Annotated in this window: 14 protein-coding genes; 9 read left to right on the top strand and 5 right to left on the bottom strand. The window is 62.4% G+C overall.

Annotation, left to right across the window (positions count from 1 at the left end; all coding sequences use genetic code 11):
• The first annotated feature begins 11 nt into the window (after window positions 1–11).
• The 3 genes from GXN74_RS08605 (at window position 12) to GXN74_RS08595 (ending at window position 7206) form a co-directional block, all read left to right on the top strand.
• Window positions 12–1484: a hypothetical protein gene (locus GXN74_RS08605; RefSeq protein WP_162370525.1), complete on the top strand. Its 1473-nt coding sequence runs from the start codon at window positions 12–14 to the stop codon at window positions 1482–1484.
• Between the two features lie 190 nt (window positions 1485–1674).
• Complete coding sequence (locus tag GXN74_RS08600; protein WP_162370524.1) at window positions 1675–4203, top strand: hypothetical protein; 2529 nt, start codon at window positions 1675–1677, stop codon at window positions 4201–4203.
• 204 nt (window positions 4204–4407) lie between these two features.
• Complete coding sequence (locus tag GXN74_RS08595; protein ID WP_162370523.1) at window positions 4408–7206, top strand: PAS domain S-box protein; 2799 nt, start codon at window positions 4408–4410, stop codon at window positions 7204–7206.
• A 90-nt stretch (window positions 7207–7296) separates the two neighbouring features.
• Here the strand turns inward: GXN74_RS08595 and GXN74_RS08590 are convergent, their stop codons facing one another.
• From GXN74_RS08590 to GXN74_RS08575, 4 genes are read right to left on the bottom strand one after another with little or no spacing between them, the layout of a single operon-like run.
• Window positions 7297–8454: a ligand-binding sensor domain-containing protein gene (locus tag GXN74_RS08590; protein WP_162370522.1), complete on the bottom strand. Its 1158-nt coding sequence runs from the start codon at window positions 8452–8454 to the stop codon at window positions 7297–7299.
• On the bottom strand, window positions 8451–9107 hold the full coding sequence (locus GXN74_RS08585; protein ID WP_162370521.1) for an ATP-binding cassette domain-containing protein: 657 nt from the start codon (window positions 9105–9107) through the stop codon (window positions 8451–8453). The genes GXN74_RS08590 and GXN74_RS08585 overlap by 4 nt, the downstream gene beginning before the upstream one ends.
• 12 nt (window positions 9108–9119) lie before the next feature.
• Window positions 9120–10649, bottom strand: coding sequence for an ABC transporter permease family protein (locus GXN74_RS08580; protein WP_162370520.1), 1530 nt, complete (start codon window positions 10647–10649; stop codon window positions 9120–9122).
• Window positions 10646–11692, bottom strand: coding sequence for an extracellular solute-binding protein (locus tag GXN74_RS08575; RefSeq protein WP_162370519.1), 1047 nt, complete (start codon window positions 11690–11692; stop codon window positions 10646–10648). Before GXN74_RS08575 ends, GXN74_RS08580 begins: the two co-directional genes overlap by 4 nt.
• Before the next feature lie 174 nt (window positions 11693–11866).
• On the opposite strand from GXN74_RS08575, the gene GXN74_RS08570 reads away from it, so the two are divergent.
• The 6 genes from GXN74_RS08570 (at window position 11867) to GXN74_RS08545 (ending at window position 16506) form a co-directional block, all read left to right on the top strand.
• Complete coding sequence (locus GXN74_RS08570; RefSeq protein WP_162370518.1) at window positions 11867–12784, top strand: hypothetical protein; 918 nt, start codon at window positions 11867–11869, stop codon at window positions 12782–12784.
• 4 nt (window positions 12785–12788) lie between these two features.
• On the top strand, window positions 12789–13952 hold the full coding sequence (locus GXN74_RS08565; protein WP_162370517.1) for a zinc ribbon domain-containing protein: 1164 nt from the start codon (window positions 12789–12791) through the stop codon (window positions 13950–13952).
• Between the two features lie 55 nt (window positions 13953–14007).
• On the top strand, window positions 14008–14898 hold the full coding sequence (galU, locus tag GXN74_RS08560) for a UTP--glucose-1-phosphate uridylyltransferase GalU (RefSeq protein ID WP_162370516.1): 891 nt from the start codon (window positions 14008–14010) through the stop codon (window positions 14896–14898).
• A 229-nt stretch (window positions 14899–15127) separates the two neighbouring features.
• Entirely contained in the window at window positions 15128–15457 is a 330-nt protein-coding gene (locus GXN74_RS08555; protein WP_162370515.1) for a type II toxin-antitoxin system MqsR family toxin, read from the top strand.
• Between the two features lie 32 nt (window positions 15458–15489).
• A complete protein-coding gene (locus GXN74_RS08550) occupies window positions 15490–16071 on the top strand; it encodes a type II toxin-antitoxin system MqsA family antitoxin (protein WP_162370514.1) in 582 nt (193 codons plus the stop codon).
• A 27-nt stretch (window positions 16072–16098) separates the two neighbouring features.
• Entirely contained in the window at window positions 16099–16506 is a 408-nt protein-coding gene (locus GXN74_RS08545) for a protein-export chaperone SecB (protein ID WP_162370513.1), read from the top strand.
• Between the two features lie 143 nt (window positions 16507–16649).
• Here the strand turns inward: GXN74_RS08545 and GXN74_RS08540 are convergent, their stop codons facing one another.
• Complete coding sequence (locus GXN74_RS08540; RefSeq protein WP_162370512.1) at window positions 16650–17546, bottom strand: UPF0236 family transposase-like protein; 897 nt, start codon at window positions 17544–17546, stop codon at window positions 16650–16652.
• Between the last annotated feature and the right edge of the window lie 77 nt (window positions 17547–17623).

The following is a 17623-nucleotide window of genomic DNA, read 5'->3' as shown; positions in this document are numbered from 1 at the left end:
GGATCGCACTTATGAGAAAGGGAAAGGATAGCCTGATTCTGATCATTGGAATTGCCATCGCATGTCTGGTATTGGTGTTGCTCATAAAGGCCATTCCTTTCCGGGAAGTACTGCCCGGAAGGACGGATCCGCAGGAGGGTGGCCAGCAGGAGGGTGGCCAGCAGACGGTGGAAGGATGGGAAATGGAAGCGGAAGGCTCTTTCCTTCCTGCAGAAATCCCTGACCCCATCCAGTTGGACACATCGGGGCTTGTGAGGGTGCCCGACCCGCAGTCGGAGGACAACCCCCGCTTCCCGGAGCAGGAAACAAGTGTGCCTGCGGTCGGGGATCGGATCTGCGATGCCGCACTGGGCACCTGCTTCACCCGGGTGACGGAAAGTGCCGTCATACGCCATGAATATGCCCGATTCGACCCATTTAATGCAGACAAGTCCCTGGTGGTCCTTCGCCAAATCCACGAAGGGTCCTTCGACATATGCCGCACAGCCATTCCCTACGACGCCCCCGCCAATCTTGTCGCCCGCCTGGACATGGAAGAACCGCGCTGGCACCGGGAGGATCCGGATCTGATTCTGGGGCTGAATGGGTTTCGGATCCAGCAGTACAACGTAAAGACAGGCACAACCACCCTGGTAAAAGACTTTGCCGGTGACCCGGTCATCGGTCCCATCATCTCCCGAGAACCCGACCTGTACCGCGTGACCATGAAGGACGAAGGGGAGAGCTCCTGGGACGGCCGGTGGTGGGCCCTGGCCCTGCAAGGAAGCGGGGATGATTACCGGTTGCGGTATGTTTTCACCTGGGACCGGTCTGCCGACAGCATTCCAGGCCTGCTGGAGTTGCGCCCCGACCAGAGTGAAATCGACTGGCTGGGCATGTCGCCGAAGGGAAGCCGGGTCATCATCGGGAGTGACTCCGGGAACGGGGCGCCCCTGGACGGCACGGTGACCGCAAACTGCGAGCTTACCGAATTCCACCGCATCAACTATGACATCGCCCACGCGGATGTGGGGCTGGACACCGGGGGCAATGAAGTTCTGGTGATGCAGAATTCCCGGACCGACTACATTGACCTGCTGCCCATCGACCCGTCGACGCAACCCATCATGGAACCAGGAGACGGCTATGAAGGTACCGGCAGGGTCCCCCTTGTGCGCCTGTACTACGACTGGTCTTCCCCCATAACCTTCGACGGAGGGGTGCACATCTCGTGCAACTCTCCCGGCTGGGCGGTGGTGTCGACATACAACGCTCCAGGGACGCCTGAGCGAAACTGGCTGGACCGCAGCATCGTCCTGGTGCGCCTGGACAGGAACGCCCCCGATGTGTTCTACTTGGCAAAGACCCACAACACCACAGGGGAGTACTGGGAAGAAACCCACGCCACCATCTCCAATGACGGCCGGACGGTACTGTGGGCGGCAAATTTCGGGGTGGAACCAGGGAACAACCGGATTTCCGTTTTACGGCTGGACCTTCCCTAAGGGATGCCGGAAGCAAACACAGAGGTGAGGCAGGGACCGTATGGCTGGTATTCCATATGGTCCCTTTCCATTTCCCCTTGCAGGAACCCCGAAACCGACATATACTATCCTTAAGAGAAGTCCCCGCAAGAAGCGGCAACAATAAGCCCCCGCAAGAAGCGGCAAAACAACCGGAAAGCAGGTGTCACCCATGCAAAAAGCCCCCGAGAGCACCCTCCAGCTCCTGGTCCTGGTGGCCGTCTCCTTCGTGAAGAACCTCCCCAAGACCATCGCCCGCCTGGGCATCAAATCCGTCCTCATCTTCCTCTTCATCTACCTGCTGAACATCTACATGGTGGCAGAGGTCAACGACGGGTTCGGCAGCCAGATCCCCCCCGGCGACCCCCGCTACTTCCTCATCAACCAGCTGAGCAACCGGGCAGGCTTCGCCGCCCTCAGCTTCGTGTCCATGTTCGTCCTCTCCACGGCCCTGGCCCAGATCAAGTACAAGGGGATCAAGGGCTTCCTGGGGGGCATCGCCACCGCCCCCGTCTGGATGGGCGTGAGCCTGCAGAAAAGCAAAATCGCCTTCTACACCTTTTTCTTCGGACTGGGCGTCTTTTCCGTCCTGGGGTACTTCCACGTCAACACCTACCTCTTCCTGGCGGTGGCCCTGGGCCTCTTCCTGGTCCTGGCCGAGAAGGAGGAGGGCATGGCCCAGCTCACCGGCAGACTCCTCTGGTCCGACTTCCAAAGGGTCTTCCGCCGGAGGAAGGAACGGGTCCAGGCCAACCCCCACACCATCGGCGTCTTCTTCCTGGCGGGCATCGCCGCCATGCTCCTGCTCATGCTGGTCCCCCTGGGCAGCCGGAAGCTGGCGGGATCCCTCCTGCCGGCCTTCAGCCTCCTTGTGGTGGTGGCCGTCCGCTTCAAGCTCCTCACCAGGAAGGCCGCTGTATGGCTCTTCCTCTTCGGCCTCCTGAACCTGGTCACGTACGGCCTCACGGGCAGCGTCCTGGCCGATGACGGGGGCAAATGGGAGGGCGGCGGCACCTGGCGGTCCTGGTACAACTCCCCCGGCGCCGCCGAAGTCCGCAGGTCCGGGGTCCGCCCCGGCCTCCTGGGCGCCTTGGGCGGACTCCTCTCCAGCGCCGTCAGCACCGTAGGCTACTATGGCGGCATCGTGGTGGACGGCACCATAGGCACCGTCAAGCAGGTCGTCGGCACCACCGCCCATGTGGTCAAGCGGGGCGTGGAGGAAGTCGCCGGCGCCGTCAAGGATACCGTGGTGGGCGCCTATGAACTGGCCACCGACCCGGACCTGAACCGGGACTTCTGGAACAACGTCTACGAGGACGTAACCCAGATGCAGGAGTCGGCGGAAGTCTTCGTCGGGGAGGTGGTGGACTACACCAAGGACACCCTCCAGGGCATCAAGGAGGTGGCTTCCGACTGGGACGCCGTCAAGACCCTGGTGGGGGGCACCATCGACGACATCGGCTACGGCCTGGAGACCTCCATCGACTATGTCTCCGAAGGCCTCACCAACGCCTGGAACGACCCCTCCGGCACCTGGGACAGCCTGGTCAGCGGCACCGGGGAGGCGGTGGACAGCGTCCTGAACACGGCCGACCGGATCTGGACCAGCTTCTCCGACACCATGAACGATCCGGAAAAAGTGTACCAGGGCATACGGGACATGACCGGCATCAACAGCTTCAGCAGCAGCTGGGACCCCAGCAGGGGCGGCTGGGAACGGGTGGGTCTCTCCCTCCTGGGCACCCTCCAGCTCTACGGCTCCATCACCACCGCCAAGGACATCCGGGCGGGCCTGGGCAACATGAAGGACGACCTGGTGAAGTGGAACGCCGACCGGCAGGCCCTGAACGCGGCGGCCAACGCCAAGCAGAACATGGCAAGCAACCTCTCCAAGAACCTGGGGCAGAAGGGGGCCTACATCCAGACCGGCTACGTGGACCCCAAATTCATGACCCCCGACGCCCGGAAGGCCCTCCAGCAGATTTCCCGGGAATTCGACGTCCAGATCCACATCCGGCCCGGGAACATCGAGTCCCGCAAATGGCTGGAGCTGGGGAAGGGCGTCCCCAAGCCCTGCGCCATCAAGACCAAGACCATCAACAACCTGGACGTGCTGCTGGGAGCGCCCAAGCGCAGCGAAGGTGTGGTGGGCTTCTTCAAGCCCAAGCTCCCCGCCAACTTCAAGTCCCTTGACGCAGGCACCCAGAAGAAGCTGCTCCAGCGCTTCGGCCAGCGGATGAACGAGGTCAGCCAGTACGGGGACGACATGCAGCGGCTGGTCTCCTCCGGCCAGTACAAGGTCAAGCACGGCCTGGTCATCGACGCCAAGGCCAACAGATTCGTGGTGGGGGACATCGACATCGCCCACATCACCCGGGCCGACGGCTCCCCGGTCTCCGACGCCGTCGCCCGCAGGGTGGAAGACGCCATGATGGGCAACAGGCGCTCCAACGTCCTCCACCGGAGCCTCAGCGAATGGAACGGGGCGGACCCCCACTTCAACCCGGGGGCCAAGACCAAGATGACCGAAGCCACCCGCTACGGTTCCGAAGGGGTCTACACCGTCAACACCGACGGCACCTTCACCCAGGGCTACCTGGGCCACAACCAGATGCGCACCTACACCCCCTACAACCCCAAGACCACCGGCACCTACGGCGCATCCCAGATCATCAAGCAGACCGCCGGGGCAAACGAATGAAAAACCTGGTACGAGGGGACGGTTCTTCCGTACCATTCCGACTGCTCCAAAACCAGTCCAGAACCAGTCCAGAACATTCCTCCTAAACGATTCAGGACCCCGTCCTCAAGGGAGGGAGGAATGTTCTGGCTGATATTGCGTCCTGCCCCATCCTGTGCTATGCTGGAACCATTACAATAGCGAACCGGTTTGGAGGGGATGCATATGGAGAGAATAAATAGGGAAGGGAACGATACGGGAGAGGACGGCCACGCCGGCAAACGCCTTCTGGCGGAAAAGATTGCCCTGCACGAGACCTTCACCCAGATTGTCGAAAGCTTCGTCCGGGAAGACGGCAACGGCGCCGACGGCGGCTTTGCGGGAAAGGTGGTCCGGGCACTGGAGCTGGTCGGACGGCACGTGTCCGCCGACCGGGGCTACATCTTCGAATACCGCTTCGACCAGGGGGTCTGCAACAACACCTTCGAATGGTGCAACCACGGCATCCTCTCCCAGAAGGACGGGCTCCAGGGCATCCCCCTGGGAAGGGTGCCGGAATGGGTGGCCGCCCACAAGGAAGGCAAGGCCCTCCACCTACCGGACGTCCGGGCCCTCCCCCCGGACGACTATCTCCGGATGGTCCTGGATCCCCAGGAGGTGAAAAGCCTGATTGTCCTGCCCATGGAAGACCAAGGCAGGTTCTACGGATTCATCGGCTTCGACTCCATCCGGCGGCGCCATGCCTACACCGAAGACGAACAGATGATCCTGGCCAAGCTCGGGGACATCCTGCTGGGGGCCCTCCGGCGGAAAGACATGGAGACAAGGCTCCAGGAGAGCGAGGCCCGGTACCGGACCCTGGTGGCCAACGTCCCGGGGGCCATATTCCGTTGCGGAGACGACCCGGACCGGACCATGGACTACATCAGCGGGGAAATCGGGACCATCACGGGACATCCCCCGGGAAGCTTCACCGGAACCGGCACCGGATCCTGCACCGGGAAAAGGGGTTTTGCGGCCGTCATCCACCAGGAGGACCGGGAGGAGGTCCGGGAGCGGATCCGGCAGGCGGTGGAAGCCTACAGGCCCTACATGCTGGACTACCGGATCCTCCACAAGGACGGGAGCGTCCGGTGGGTCCGGGAACGGGGCCGGGGGGTCTACGGCGACCGGCGGGAGCTGCTCCACATCAGCGGGGTGCTCTTCGACGTGACGGAGCAGAAGGAGACCGAAGAGGCCCTGGCCCGGAGCGAGGAGAAGTACAGGAGTCTGGTGGAGAACCTGCGGGAGGTCGTCTACCGGGTGGACCGAAACGCCACCCTCCAGTACGTCTCCCCCAACATCCTGGCCCTCAGCGGCTACCGCCAGGAGGAGGTCGTGGGAGGCAGCCTCCTGGAACACATCCATCCCGCCGATAGAGGGAAAGCGATGGACCGGCTCAAAAGGGACCTGGAGGACACCCGCTCCGAATTCGAATGCCGGTTCTTCACCAAGGACGGGCAGACCCGGTGGATCAGCTCCAAATCCAGCCCCGTCCTAAAGAACGGCCAGGTTGTGGGATTCCAGGGAGCCTCCCGGGACATCACCGAGCGGAAGCGGGCGGAAGAGCAGGAGCGGTTCTACAGCACGGTCCTGATGAACATCTCCGACGCCATCGTGGTGACGGACGAAGACTTCAGGATCACCCACTGCAACCGGAAGATGGAGGAGCTCTACGGCTACACCCGGAAGGAGCTGCTGGGCCGGCGCCCCGACCTCCTCAACGCCGAGCCGGAAGCGGGGGAGGTCCAGGAGGACATCTACGGCAAGGTCTCCGCAGGCATGGACTATGAAGGGGAATCCCTGAACCTGCGCAAGGACGGCTCCACCTTCCTCTGCGAGTACAAGGTGACCCCCATCCTGGGGGAGGACGGGACGCCCTACGCCTACATCGGCATCCAGCGGGACGTGACCCTGAAACGGCAGCGGGAACGGCAGATCGAATACCTGAGCTTCCACGACCAGCTCACCGGCCTCTACAACCGCCGGTACCTGGAGGACGCCCGGACCCGGCTGGACACCCCCCGGAACCTGCCCTTTTCCATCATGGTCCTGGACGTGAACGGCATGAAGCTGGTGAACGACGCCTTCGGGCACGACATGGGGGACCGGCTGCTCCGGGCGGTGGCGGACCTGGTGAAAAACGCGTGCAGGGAGGACGACATCGTCGCCCGGGTGGGTGGGGACGAGTTCGTGATCCTGCTGCCCAAGACCTCCGGAGAGCAGGCGGAGTCCATCCGGAATAGGATCCTAAAGGCCGCGGCAAAGGCCGACCTGGAGCCGGTGGTGGTCTCCCTGGCCGTGGGCTACGGGGTCAAGACCAGCCAGGAGGAGGACATCCTGGAGGTCCAGAAGGAAACCGACGCACGGATGTACGAGGACAAGGTCCGCTACGGCAAAACCATGCGGAGCCAGTCCATGTCCCTGATCCTGCGGAACATCAACCTGAAGCACGACCGGGAGCGGTCCCATGCGGAAAGGGTCTCCCGGTACTGCGGGGAAATCGCCCTGGCCCTGGGCCTCGGCCATCGGGAAGAGAACGACCTGAAGACCCTGGGGGCCATCCACGACGCCGGGAAGATCGTCATCCCTGGGGAGATCCTGAACAAGGAAGGGGAACTCACCCCCGAGGAATGGGAGGTGGTCCGGCGGCACCCAGAGATCGGCTACCAGCTGGTGAGGAACGTGGACGAGTACGCGTCCCTGGCGGATTACGTCCACCACCACCATGAAAACTGGGACGGCACCGGTTACCCGGCCGGGCTGCAGGGGGAGGAAATCCCCCTCCCCTCCCGGATCGTCGCCGTGGCGGACGCCTACGAGGCCATGACCGCCCAGAAGCCCTACGGGAAGTCCAGGACCGGGGAGGAAGCCCTGGAGGAGCTGGAGCGCTGCGCCGGCACCCGGTTCGATCCCAAAGTGGTGGAGGCGTTCCTGCGGATCCGGCAAAAAGGAAGCCCGGATCGCTCCGGGCCGCAGATTTAAGAAAAGGAAGGGTCCAGACCGAGGTCTGGACCCTTCCTTTTCTGCTGGTCACTAATGGTCCGGAAGAACCGTCCCCAAAGACCAAACCTGCTACGGGAAAGACAGCACCCGGCGTTCGATCCTGGTGATCCCGCTCCGCCCCCCGAGCCACCAGCCGCCGTCGTCCTCGACCACGGCCTTGATCTCGTTGTGGGAGAGCCCGGTCTCCTGGGTGAGCAGGTGGAGCCGCCGGGTGAGGGCGTTGTCGAAGATGGCCACCCCGTCGTACTCGCTGCAGAACCAGATCCGGTCCAGGGAGTCCTTGAAGAGGTGGCGCACCTTCTCCCCGGCCAGGGGGAAGCCCGAAGAGAGCTCCAGGTTCCGGTCCATCACCCAATCCCCGGCGGGGGTACGGACAAAGACCGTGGCCCCGCCGGCGGTGTAGAGCCCCGCCCCGGCCAGGATCCGGTCCCGGTCCGCCAGCAGGAGGGAGGTCATGCTCCCGTGGACCAGCCCGTCCTCCACCCCATAATGGTGCCAGGCACCGTTAACGGGCTGGTAGGCGATCCCCCCGCCCTTGGCGGTGTAGGCCCCCGCCCAGACCCCCCCGTAGGGGTCCTCCAGCAGGGTGTTGAGGGGGCTTCCGGCCAAGGCCACGGCACCGTCCAGCTCGGTGACGGATGCCACGGGCTGGGGGGCCAGGCTGCTGGGGGAAGGAGGGCCGGGGACCCGGTAAAGGGAACGGTCGGTGGAGACCAGATAGTCCCCGTTGGCCGCGGGGAGGAGGGCCACCACCGGCTTCCCGGCGAAAAAGGAGGCCAGGTTGGAGAGGCGCGGAGGCAGGAGGTAGGAAGAAGCGCCAACAGGAGGGGAACCGGCAAGGGGAACCACGTCCAGCCCGTCGGCATGCCCCACCAGCAGCCGGCTGCCTCCGGCGTCCGACTCCAGGACCAGGGCCCGGACGAAGCGGAAAGATCCGCCGGTGGATTCCCGGAGGACCTCCGTCCATTCCAGGGTCTTGGCGTCCACCGCATGAAGCCCCTGGACCCCGCCCCCGTAGAGGGTGGCCCCGTCCGGGGAGAGGAGGAGGTCCGAGAACTCCCGCCCCTCCAGGAGGCGGGAGTAGCCTTCGGACGGACCCGACGGCGACCCGACGGAAGCCCCACCCGCGGGGGCCGGACCCCTGTCGGAAGAGGGCCGGTTCACCAGGAAAGCCACATAGGCCGCGAACAGCCCCACCAGCCCCAGGAACGCCAGCCGCCGGATCATCCCACCTCCACCAGCCCCTGGTCCCTCACCTCCAGCACCCGGGTGCAGATCCTTCGGGCCTCCCCGTGGTCATGGGTCACATACAGCAGGGTGGCTTCGGTCCAGTGCACCCACTCCAGCAGGAAGTCCAGCACCCGGTCCTTCAGCGCCCCGTCCAGGGCCCCCAGGGGCTCGTCCAGCAGCAGGCAGGAGGGCCGGGTCACCAGCGTCCGGGCCAGGGAGACCCGTTTGGCCTGCCCCCCGGATAGGGTGGCCGGATACTTCCCCTGGAGGTCCTCCAGCTCCAGGGCCTGGAGGATGTCCCGGTACCGGGCCTCCTCCAGGGGATCCGCTCCGGAAAAAAGGTGCTCCCCCAGGCCGTAGCGCATGTTGGACCGCACCGTCTTGTGGGGCCAGAGGGCCGGGCTCTGGAACACGTAGCCCAGCTCCGGGGCCTTGGGGGCCTCCACGAAGCCCCCGTCCGGCGCCTCCAGGCCGGCCACCATCTGGAGCAGGGTGGTTTTGCCGGAGCCCGAGGGCCCCACGATGGCGGTCCTGCTCCCGGGGGGGAAGGTGTGGCTCAGCCCCGAGAATACGGTGAGCCTTTCGGCGCCCCCCGGTTGGGGCCAGGTCTTGGTCAGTTCATGCAGGGTGATCCCATTGGTACGGTCCATGTCGTTTCTCCTTTAGTCCATTTTGCGCAGGCGGCGGGCCAGTCCGGACAGCAGTCCGGCGGCCCCCAGGATGCCCCCCATCCCCGCCAGCAGCAGGAAGGAGAGGCCCAGGACCTCCTCGGAGGCCCCGTAGTGCAGGTAGTTGTAGAGGCGGACGGTGACGGTGGAGCTGCCGGGGGGCAGCACCAGCACCGTGGCCCCCAGCTCCCCCAGCCCGAAGAGCAGGAGGAAGGCGGTGCCCAGGGCCAGGCCCGGGAGCACCAGGGGAAGCAGCACCTGGAGGTGGGCCTTCAGGCGGGAGGGGTGGAGCAGGAAGGCCGCATCCACCAGTTCCCTGTCCAGCCGCCGGAAGCTCGCGTGGACCACCAGCAGGGAGAGGGGCAGGAACCGGGCCAGGACGGCCAGAGCCGGCATCCAGAGGCTGTCGTAGAGCCCCGAGGTACAGGGCCGGTTGTAGAGGTGGATCAGCGCGGCCCCCGTCAGGGATCCGGGGAGGAAGGCCGGGAGCAGCACCAGGAAGAGCGCCGGCCGGCGGCCTTTCCGTAGGGAGTGGAGCCACCAGCCCCCCAGATAGGAGACCGGCAGGGCCAGGATCCCCGCCCTGAAGAGGATCCCCAGGCTGGCGGCCAGGTCCCTCCCCGAGCGGGCCAGGGTCTGGGGCAGCCCCCGCCACATGGCCAGGTCCGTGAGGACCAGCAGGAAGGGGAGGAGCACCAGCAGCAGGGCCAGGCCCAGGAGGAGCCCCCCGGCAGCCAGGAGCGTCCCGGGGAGGGAAAGCTCCAGGGTCAGCATCCCCTTCCTGCCTCCCGTGAGGAAGAGGGGCTCCGTCCGCCCCAGGAGGAGCAGCAGCACCAGGGCCTGGAGGAGGACCAGCGGGGCGCTTTTCACCAGGGTGGACCCCAGGGAGAGGCTGCTGCTGTACTCCACGAAGATCCCCAGGGAATAGACGTTGATGGAGAAGATGGAGGGGATGGCGTAGTCCCCCACGCTGAGGAGGAAGACCGTCCCCAGGGCGGCCAGGACCTGGGGGGCCAGCATCCCCGGCAGGATCCGGGCCAGCATCCGGGCGTCGCTCCCCAGGAGCCGGGCGGCATGGAGGGGCTCCTTCTTGAGGGTATGGAGCCCCGTGGCCAGGATGAAGAGGGCCACCGGCAGCAGGGAGGCGGTGTGGACCAGCCAGGAGGGCGCGAAGCCCCGGCTGGGAAGGCCCAAAAGCCCCAGGGCCTTCAGGCCCGCGTAGGCGAAGACCGTGCCGGGGACCGGGAGGGCCAGGAACAGGAAGGCCTTCAGGAGTCCCCGGTCCACCCAGGGGGTGAAGGCCCCGAAGACCAGGGCCAGGTAGGCCAGGAGCACCGCCGAGGAGGCCACCGCCGTCCCGTAGAGGAGAGTCCGCCCCAGGAGCAGCCCCTCCCGCCCCCAGACCGGGGCCTTCGCCCCTTCCCAGGATACGGTGCCCAGCAGCCAGGCCAGGGGAAGCAGGGTCAGCAGGAAGAAGGGCAGGACGGGCAGGAGCCCCCGGACGCCCCCGGCCAGCCGTCTCATTGGAGATAAAGTTCGGAGAGCTCCTCCTTGGAGCGCTCCAGGTGGCCGTAGATCTCCTCCAGGTCCAGGGGATAGGTGTCAAGCACCGGGACCGTCCCTTGGGTCCCCTCCCGCAGGGGGGCCTGGATCCAGCCGATGTCCAGGAGGAACTGCTCCGTCTCCGGGCTCAGCAGGTAGTCGATGAAGGCCTTGGCGTTGGGGTTCTGGGCCGGGTTCTTCACCAGGGCCACGGTGTTGGGGATCATCAGGGTCCCGTCGGCCCCAGGACCCTGGTCTGGAAAAAGGATCTCCACCGGGGCCCCTTTTTCCACGGCGCCCAGGGCGTCGTCGGTGTCCGTCAGGCCGAAGAGGAGCTGCCCGTCCGCCACCAGGTCCCGGACCACCCCGTTGCCGTCCACGATCCGGACCCCGGAATCCTTCACCGAAGCGAACCAGTCCCGGGCGGCTTCGGGCCCCCAGAGGCCGTAGAGGGCGGCCCCCTGGGTGGCGGTGGTGCCGAAGAGGGGCAGGGCGATGGCGGTCTTCTCCGCCGGATAGGCCCCGCTGGTGAAGTCCAGGAGGCTTGTGGGGTACTCCTCCGGATCCAGCAGGTCGGTGTTCACCAGGATGCACCGGGCCCGTCCCCCGAAGGCGGTCCAGAGGCCGTCCCCGTCCCTGTATTTGGAGGGGAGGCCTTCCGCGGCGGGGGACCCGTAGGGGGCCAGGACCCCCTTCTCCGCCAGGAGCAGGGTCTGGGCGAACTCCCCGTTCCAGAAGACGTCCGCCCGGGGGTTCTTCGACTCCTCCACCAGCTTGTTCACCATCCCGGTGGTCTTGGAGGCCTCGGTGTCGAAGCCCCCCAGGACGGTGATGCCCGTCTTCTCCTGGAAGTCCGCGAAGACCAGCTCCGCGTAGTTCTGGTCCACGCTGGTGTAGACCACCACGGAATTTTTGACGGGGTTGGTCCCCTGGCGGACCACGCAGCCGGTGCCCAGGGACAGGGCCAGGGCCAGCAGGACGGCCAGGCCGGGGACGGTTTTGGAAAGCTTCCTATGAATACGCATTTTGTTTCCTCCCTTTGAGGTCGTTTTTGTCTCTGTGCATTATACCACGGAAGGCCCGGAGGGACAACCCGCTTCATTGACAGGAGGGGGAGGGGACGATATACTAGGGGTATGACGGCAACGGTCAAGGCCCGGCATGGGCCCCCACGGAAGATGAGAGCGAGGAGAACGCATATGGAAGAGACCCGCAGGAAAGCCTTGTTGGAGGAATACAAGGAATTGTCGGAGGCCCGGATGGGGATCCTCCTGGAGGAGGACGGGGAGGACCCGGCCCAGGACGAGGCCTACACCCGGGTGGTGACCCGGATGCAGGAGCTGGAGGAGGAGTACCGGCAGGCGCTCCCCCTGTTGCCCGTCTCCCGCTGCCCCTTCACCGGGGAGGTCCTGGAGGCCTCCTTCGACGTCCAGGGGCTGGGAGGCCTCTGGTGGCTTCCGGACAACGCGGTCCGCAAGGACGAGGAGTTCTCCCGGCGGCCGTCCACCTTTTTCGCCCTGGACGGGGCCCTGCATGTGGGCGGCCCCGTGGAGGCGGCCCCCTTCGTGCGCTTCCTGGGTCCGGACAGGCCCGGGGTGGTGGGGGAGGTCCTCTCCCGGCCGGAGGTGAAGGCGGTGCTCTCCACCATGCGTGTGGGGGAGGACACCCTCTGGTGGGTGGCCTACTTCGCCCATCCCATGGTCCATGAGGTCCCCAGGATCAACGACTACGGGGCCGACCGTTACCAGGTCCGGGGGGAGGACGGCTTCGCCTACTTCGACTCCTACTACTGGAGCGAGGAGGACTACGACTTCGAGCTGGAGCACTGGGTCCGGGAAGGGAAGCTCCTCTGGATCAAGCCCGGGGACGAGAGCCTGGGCCTTAGGGCGGTGCTGCTTGCGGGGGACCGGCTGGTGGACCCGGCCCTAGTGGAAGACGCCAAGGGGATGTTCCAGATCCTCCAGGGGGACACCCTGGCGTTCCTGAGCGAGGCGGCCATGTCCATGGAGGACCTGGAGGACGGGGGGGAGCTGGATCCGGAGCTCCTGGAGGCGCTGGAGATGATGTCCATGGAGGACGAGACCGTGGACGGACAAAACGGGGAAAGGGAGGACTAGGCCCATGGCGGAAGAACGTGCGATACAGAAATTCACCCTCACCTACGGCGGGCTGGCCCATCTCCTGAAGGCCAAGGGACTGGTCCCGGGGCCGGGGAGCCCCCTGGGGAACAGGGACGTGGCGGCCCGGCTGGAGAAGGCGGTCCCGGACGGGACGGGCCTGCCGGTGCAGGGACCTGCGGCCGAGACGCTGGATGCGGCCCTGAAGGTCCTGGCGGCCCCGGGCCAGGAGCTGCTCCTGCGGTTCGGCGGGGGGAGGGCCCCCATGGCCACCCAGGCGGTCTGTGGCAGGGGGGAGCCCCAAGGGGAGGTCTTCGGGATCCTCTTCGACCAGAAGGGGGCGGACATCTACCGGTACGAGGGGATGGCCCAGACCCTGGAGGCCCTGGTGGCAAAGTACGCCTCCCGGAACGAGGCGGTGGTCCCCAACCTGCTGCCCCCCAAGTTGCGGGTGGAGGAGTTCCTCTGCCTGCTCCAGGGGGTCGACCTGTACCGGCGGGCCTACTACAGGAGCCTGCTGGAGCACGCCCCCACCCATAGGCCGGGGTTCACCCCCAAGGAGTTCGTGGACGGCCTGACGGCTTCCGTGCAGTCCAAGGACGTGCGCTGGCTGTTGCCCGCCTTCCTGGCCCTCTTGCCGGGACTGCCCACGGAGAGGATCAGGACCGCCGGGGAGGACCTGGAGGTCCTGACGGAGAAGGGGATCGTGGAGCTCCTTAAGGACTCCCAGGGGAACCCCCGGTTCGCCTTCACCCCAGAGGGCCGGGCCATGGGCATGGAGTTCGAGCGGAGCTGGAACCTGTGCGTGGGGCTGGCCGTCTCCCGGATTGCGGAGGGGAGGGAACAGGTCCTCTTCAAGGGGATGCTGCTGCCCACGGCGGCGGCCAACCACCTGGTGGAGCTGGTGGAGGAGGACGGGAAGCTGCTGGTGAACCACCAGGCCTTCCGTTACGACCAGCTCCAGGCAAGGCTTGCGGAGGTGCTGGGGCGGCAGGCGGCAGCGGCTCCGGCTGCGGAAGCGGCATTGGAAACGGAAGTGAAGGAACAGCCGGCCCGGGCCGTGGAGGCCCCGGCACCCAAAGGCAGGTTCTGCATCAAGTGCGGGGCGCCCCTGGGGGAAGGGCAGAAGTTCTGCCAGAAGTGCGGAGCGAAAGTGGACAACCAATAGGAAAGGGCCAGGCCCTCATTCAGAGCAAATTCGATTGCGGAGGAGAGTAAACAGCATGAAGATCAAGAAGGCGATCATTCCGGCGGCGGGTCTGGGGACCCGGTTCCTGCCGGCCACAAAGGCACAGCCCAAGGAGATGCTTCCCATCGTGGACAAACCCACCATCCAGTACATCGTGGAGGAGGCGGTGAAGTCCGGGATCGAGGACATCATCATCGTGACCGGCAGGAACAAGCGGAGCATCGAGGACCATTTCGACCGGAACATCGAGCTGGAGATGGCCCTGGAGGAGGGCGGGAAGGAGGAGCTCCTGCACATCGTCCAGGAGGCCACCAACCTGGCCAACATCCACTACATCCGCCAGAAGGAGCCCCGGGGGTTGGGGCACGCCATCCTGACGGCCAAGAACTTCATCGGGAACGAGCCCTTCGCCGTGCTCCTGGGGGACGACATCGTGGTCTCCAAGAAGCCCTGCCTGCTCCAGCTGATCGAAGCCTACAACGAGTACAAGACCACCATCCTGGGGGTCCAGGACGTGCCCCCGGCAGACGTGTGCAAGTACGGGATCGTGGAGTCCATGGTCATGGACGAAGGCATCACCAAGGTCAAGAGCCTGGTGGAGAAGCCCCCGGTGGGGGAGGCCCCCAGCACCCTGGCCATCCTGGGCCGCTACATCGTCACCCCCCGGATCTTCCACTACCTGGAGTCCCAGACCCCCGGGGCCGGGGGGGAAATCCAGCTCACCGACGCCCTCATGCGCCTGGCCCAGGAAGAGGCCATGTACACCCTGAACTTCAAGGGGAAGCGCTACGACGTGGGGAACCAGCTGGGCTTCATCTCCGCCACGGTGGAATTCGCCCTTAGGAGGGATGACCTGCGGGACGAGGTGAAGGGATATCTGGAAGGGCTGATGGCGGACATGGAAGGGACGCTGAGGTTCGAGTGACGGACAAAGCAATACCCCCGTACTTGCGGACGAGAGTCCTAAATAGCGGACAAAACAATACCCCTGTACTTGCGGACTAAAGTCCTAAATCGTACAGGGGTATTGTTTGTCCTGGTTTGGCCGTCGAAAGGAATGATGGTTATTCCAAAGGAATGTTGACTAGAAGAGCTGTAAGGTATATAATGAAAACAAGGTATCATATGATACTCTTCGATGAGGCGGTGAAAGAATGCAGTCAAGCCAAGGGGATGTAGAGCAAGTATTATCCAAATTGCGGCAAGCAATCGATACTGAAAATTTTGAACTGTGGCCAAGAAGAAAGAACATGGAATCCTTTGCTCGCTTAGGTATAATGCCGAAAGATGCCATAGACGAAATCTATGGACTTACCTACAAAGAATATGTTGCGGGGCCAGAGATAGACAGGGACAAGCCGGAAAGTGAAAAGCTATGGATTTTCAAAATGATGATTATGGGACATATGTTTTATATCAAGTTCAAAATCAAAAACATCAATTCCCAATTGTTGGTCATTAGTTGCCATATAGATTATATTTGAAAATAAAGCATATAAAGTGGGAGGCAACCATAATGAAAAAATATTGCGCCAATTGCAATAACGAGGTTGAAACAAAGATTAAGAATGTTGTTGAAGAGTACGAAGTAAAGGGCCAGAAAGTGACAGTTGAGGCTGAAGTATGCTACTGCTCAGGATGTGGGGAAGAATTTTTTGACATGGAGTTGGATTCGAATAATCTCTTGAAGGCCTACGACAAGTATAAGCAAAGCAATGGATTGCTTGCTACGACAGAAATCAAGCGCATCCGTAAAAAGTACGATTTGTCACAGAGCGCTTTTGCGAAAATCCTTGGACTTGGAGAAAAGACAATCACACGGTATGAAAACGGGTCCATTCAGGATGCTGCCCAGAACAACCTGATCATGCTGATGGATGATCCCTCCAATTTCAAAATGCTGTGGGAGAAAAACAGCCAGATGCTTTCCCCTACAGAAATTGGGAAAGTTGAAAGAAAACTTGAAGAATTATTCATGGATCCATATGGAGTTCAACTTCTAGCAACTGATTATTGTTACATTTCATATTGCTATCCTAACTTGGAAATGGATCGGGATTTTGGAATTCAAAACAGTGGAAGTGGTTTTGCGTCATAAGGAATTCATTGCAGAGGTGATCATACTATGGAAATAATTGAAAGTGTACTCCAATTTAGGGGATATGTTGTCAATGAAATCAATTTTATTAAGACAGAGGGGTATGCAGTTCCAAAAGGCGGCAAGTTCAATGTTCAGCCCGAGTTGAAGAGCAGCACAATATATGAAGGCGAAAACACATACAAATTGACACTAACGCTTGGAATCAACATGCAGAAAGACATTGATTTTCCGTTCGAACTCTTTGTATCCATGACAGGCATATTTCAATTCAATAGCCAACAGCCAGAGACGAAGGGAATGCTTGAAAAGAACACAACTGCAATATTGTTTCCCTATCTAAGGACGCTGGTGTCTTCCGTTACAATGAACGCAAATATCCCGCCGTTTATCCTTCCGACAGTCAATGTATCAAAGATGCTAGAAAAGCAATAATTCTATGTTCATCAGTATGTGTCAAGTAAACGTTGGCAATTCCCCCATCTTTTTTAATCTCGATGGTGCTTCATGGATTTTCTATTGTACATGTGGTGTCAATAATCACTCGGGAAAGACTTTCCCTATCCTTTTGGTTTGCACTACCGGTAAATCAGCTCGCTGAAGGGTCTCAAATCAAACCGCCTCAAGAAAGCGTTCCGTGATTCCGTACGTGCCGCCTCCCTGTAGCCGATATGCCCTTTTCTCACGTGCGCATCCTTGACCTTTCCTCCGTCATGCTTGGGCGCTTTGGCCGCACTCAAAGGCTCCAGGATTTCTTTGCTCATGCCCTCCGGCAGGACGCCATCCGTATGGCGTTCCAGCGCCTCGTAAAGGGTCCTGTTTTCCTTCCGCACAAGGATCTTCGCCAGATGTGTCGCTCCCTTGATGGACCAGCTGGCTTTCCGGTGCTTCATCCGCAACGTGATGGCCGAACAGTTGTTGCTCTCCTGGGTTCCCAGATTCCTGTACTCTAGGCCTTCCGGAGCCGCCGGAAGCTTCAGCCCTCTCTTGTGATAGGGCAGGAGCCCGTCCTCGTTGTTCTTCAGATAGGATAGCAACTCCCGTGCCCGGCAGCTGTCTCCCATATCCGCACCTTCTATGCTGGTCGCATAGGCGTCGATGAACTCCAGACACTCTGTCGCCTTCCCGGCATCCAACAACCCTCTTATCTGCGTTTGCGCCTTCTTGTGTCTGATCTTCCGTGTGATTTCCCGCTGGATGTGGAACCTGTCCAACTGATAGATTATCTCCGGATCGCAAGTTCCCCTTATCCATTCCGCTCCATCGCCGTTCAAGATGCGCATGCGAACTCCATCCACATCATACTTCTGGCGGATCATTGCCTCCCGTCTGATCTGGAATTCTTTCGCATCCTCGAACCCTGCCGTCATCACCTTTCCTACCAGCCGGTTCCTATTCCTGCCATGTTTTGTCCAGCCCTTGTATCCTGGATTCCCGGAACTCGTAACTATGATATGACTATGAATTCGCTCCAAACCATTGATTTTACTGGCGTTCAAGCCACTCCGCTATTGATTTGTTGCTAGTTATGTGTTATCATATACATAACTAG

This window comes from Anaerotalea alkaliphila (assembly GCF_010179735.1).
GTDB lineage: Bacteria > Bacillota > Clostridia > Lachnospirales > Vallitaleaceae > Anaerotalea > Anaerotalea alkaliphila.
This window is presented reverse-complemented; position numbering and strand designations above follow the sequence as displayed.

Excerpts from the sequence above, each read along its gene's own strand:
- GXN74_RS08570 (WP_162370518.1), top strand. The coding sequence starts at position 11,867 with ATGGAAGAGACCCGCAGGAAAGCCTTGTTGGAGGAATACAAGGAATTG.
- GXN74_RS08585 (WP_162370521.1), bottom strand. The coding sequence starts at position 9,107 with ATGGACCGTACCAATGGGATCACCCTGCATGAACTGACCAAGACCTGG.
- GXN74_RS08575 (WP_162370519.1), bottom strand. The coding sequence starts at position 11,692 with ATGCGTATTCATAGGAAGCTTTCCAAAACCGTCCCCGGCCTGGCCGTC.
- GXN74_RS08605 (WP_162370525.1), top strand. The coding sequence starts at position 12 with ATGAGAAAGGGAAAGGATAGCCTGATTCTGATCATTGGAATTGCCATC.
- galU (WP_162370516.1), top strand. The coding sequence starts at position 14,008 with ATGAAGATCAAGAAGGCGATCATTCCGGCGGCGGGTCTGGGGACCCGG.
- GXN74_RS08595 (WP_162370523.1), top strand. The coding sequence starts at position 4,408 with ATGGAGAGAATAAATAGGGAAGGGAACGATACGGGAGAGGACGGCCAC.
- GXN74_RS08590 (WP_162370522.1), bottom strand. The coding sequence starts at position 8,454 with ATGATCCGGCGGCTGGCGTTCCTGGGGCTGGTGGGGCTGTTCGCGGCC.
- GXN74_RS08565 (WP_162370517.1), top strand. The coding sequence starts at position 12,789 with ATGGCGGAAGAACGTGCGATACAGAAATTCACCCTCACCTACGGCGGG.
- GXN74_RS08555 (WP_162370515.1), top strand. The coding sequence starts at position 15,128 with ATGCAGTCAAGCCAAGGGGATGTAGAGCAAGTATTATCCAAATTGCGG.
- GXN74_RS08550 (WP_162370514.1), top strand. The coding sequence starts at position 15,490 with ATGAAAAAATATTGCGCCAATTGCAATAACGAGGTTGAAACAAAGATT.
- GXN74_RS08580 (WP_162370520.1), bottom strand. The coding sequence starts at position 10,649 with ATGAGACGGCTGGCCGGGGGCGTCCGGGGGCTCCTGCCCGTCCTGCCC.
- GXN74_RS08600 (WP_162370524.1), top strand. The coding sequence starts at position 1,675 with ATGCAAAAAGCCCCCGAGAGCACCCTCCAGCTCCTGGTCCTGGTGGCC.
- GXN74_RS08545 (WP_162370513.1), top strand. The coding sequence starts at position 16,099 with ATGGAAATAATTGAAAGTGTACTCCAATTTAGGGGATATGTTGTCAAT.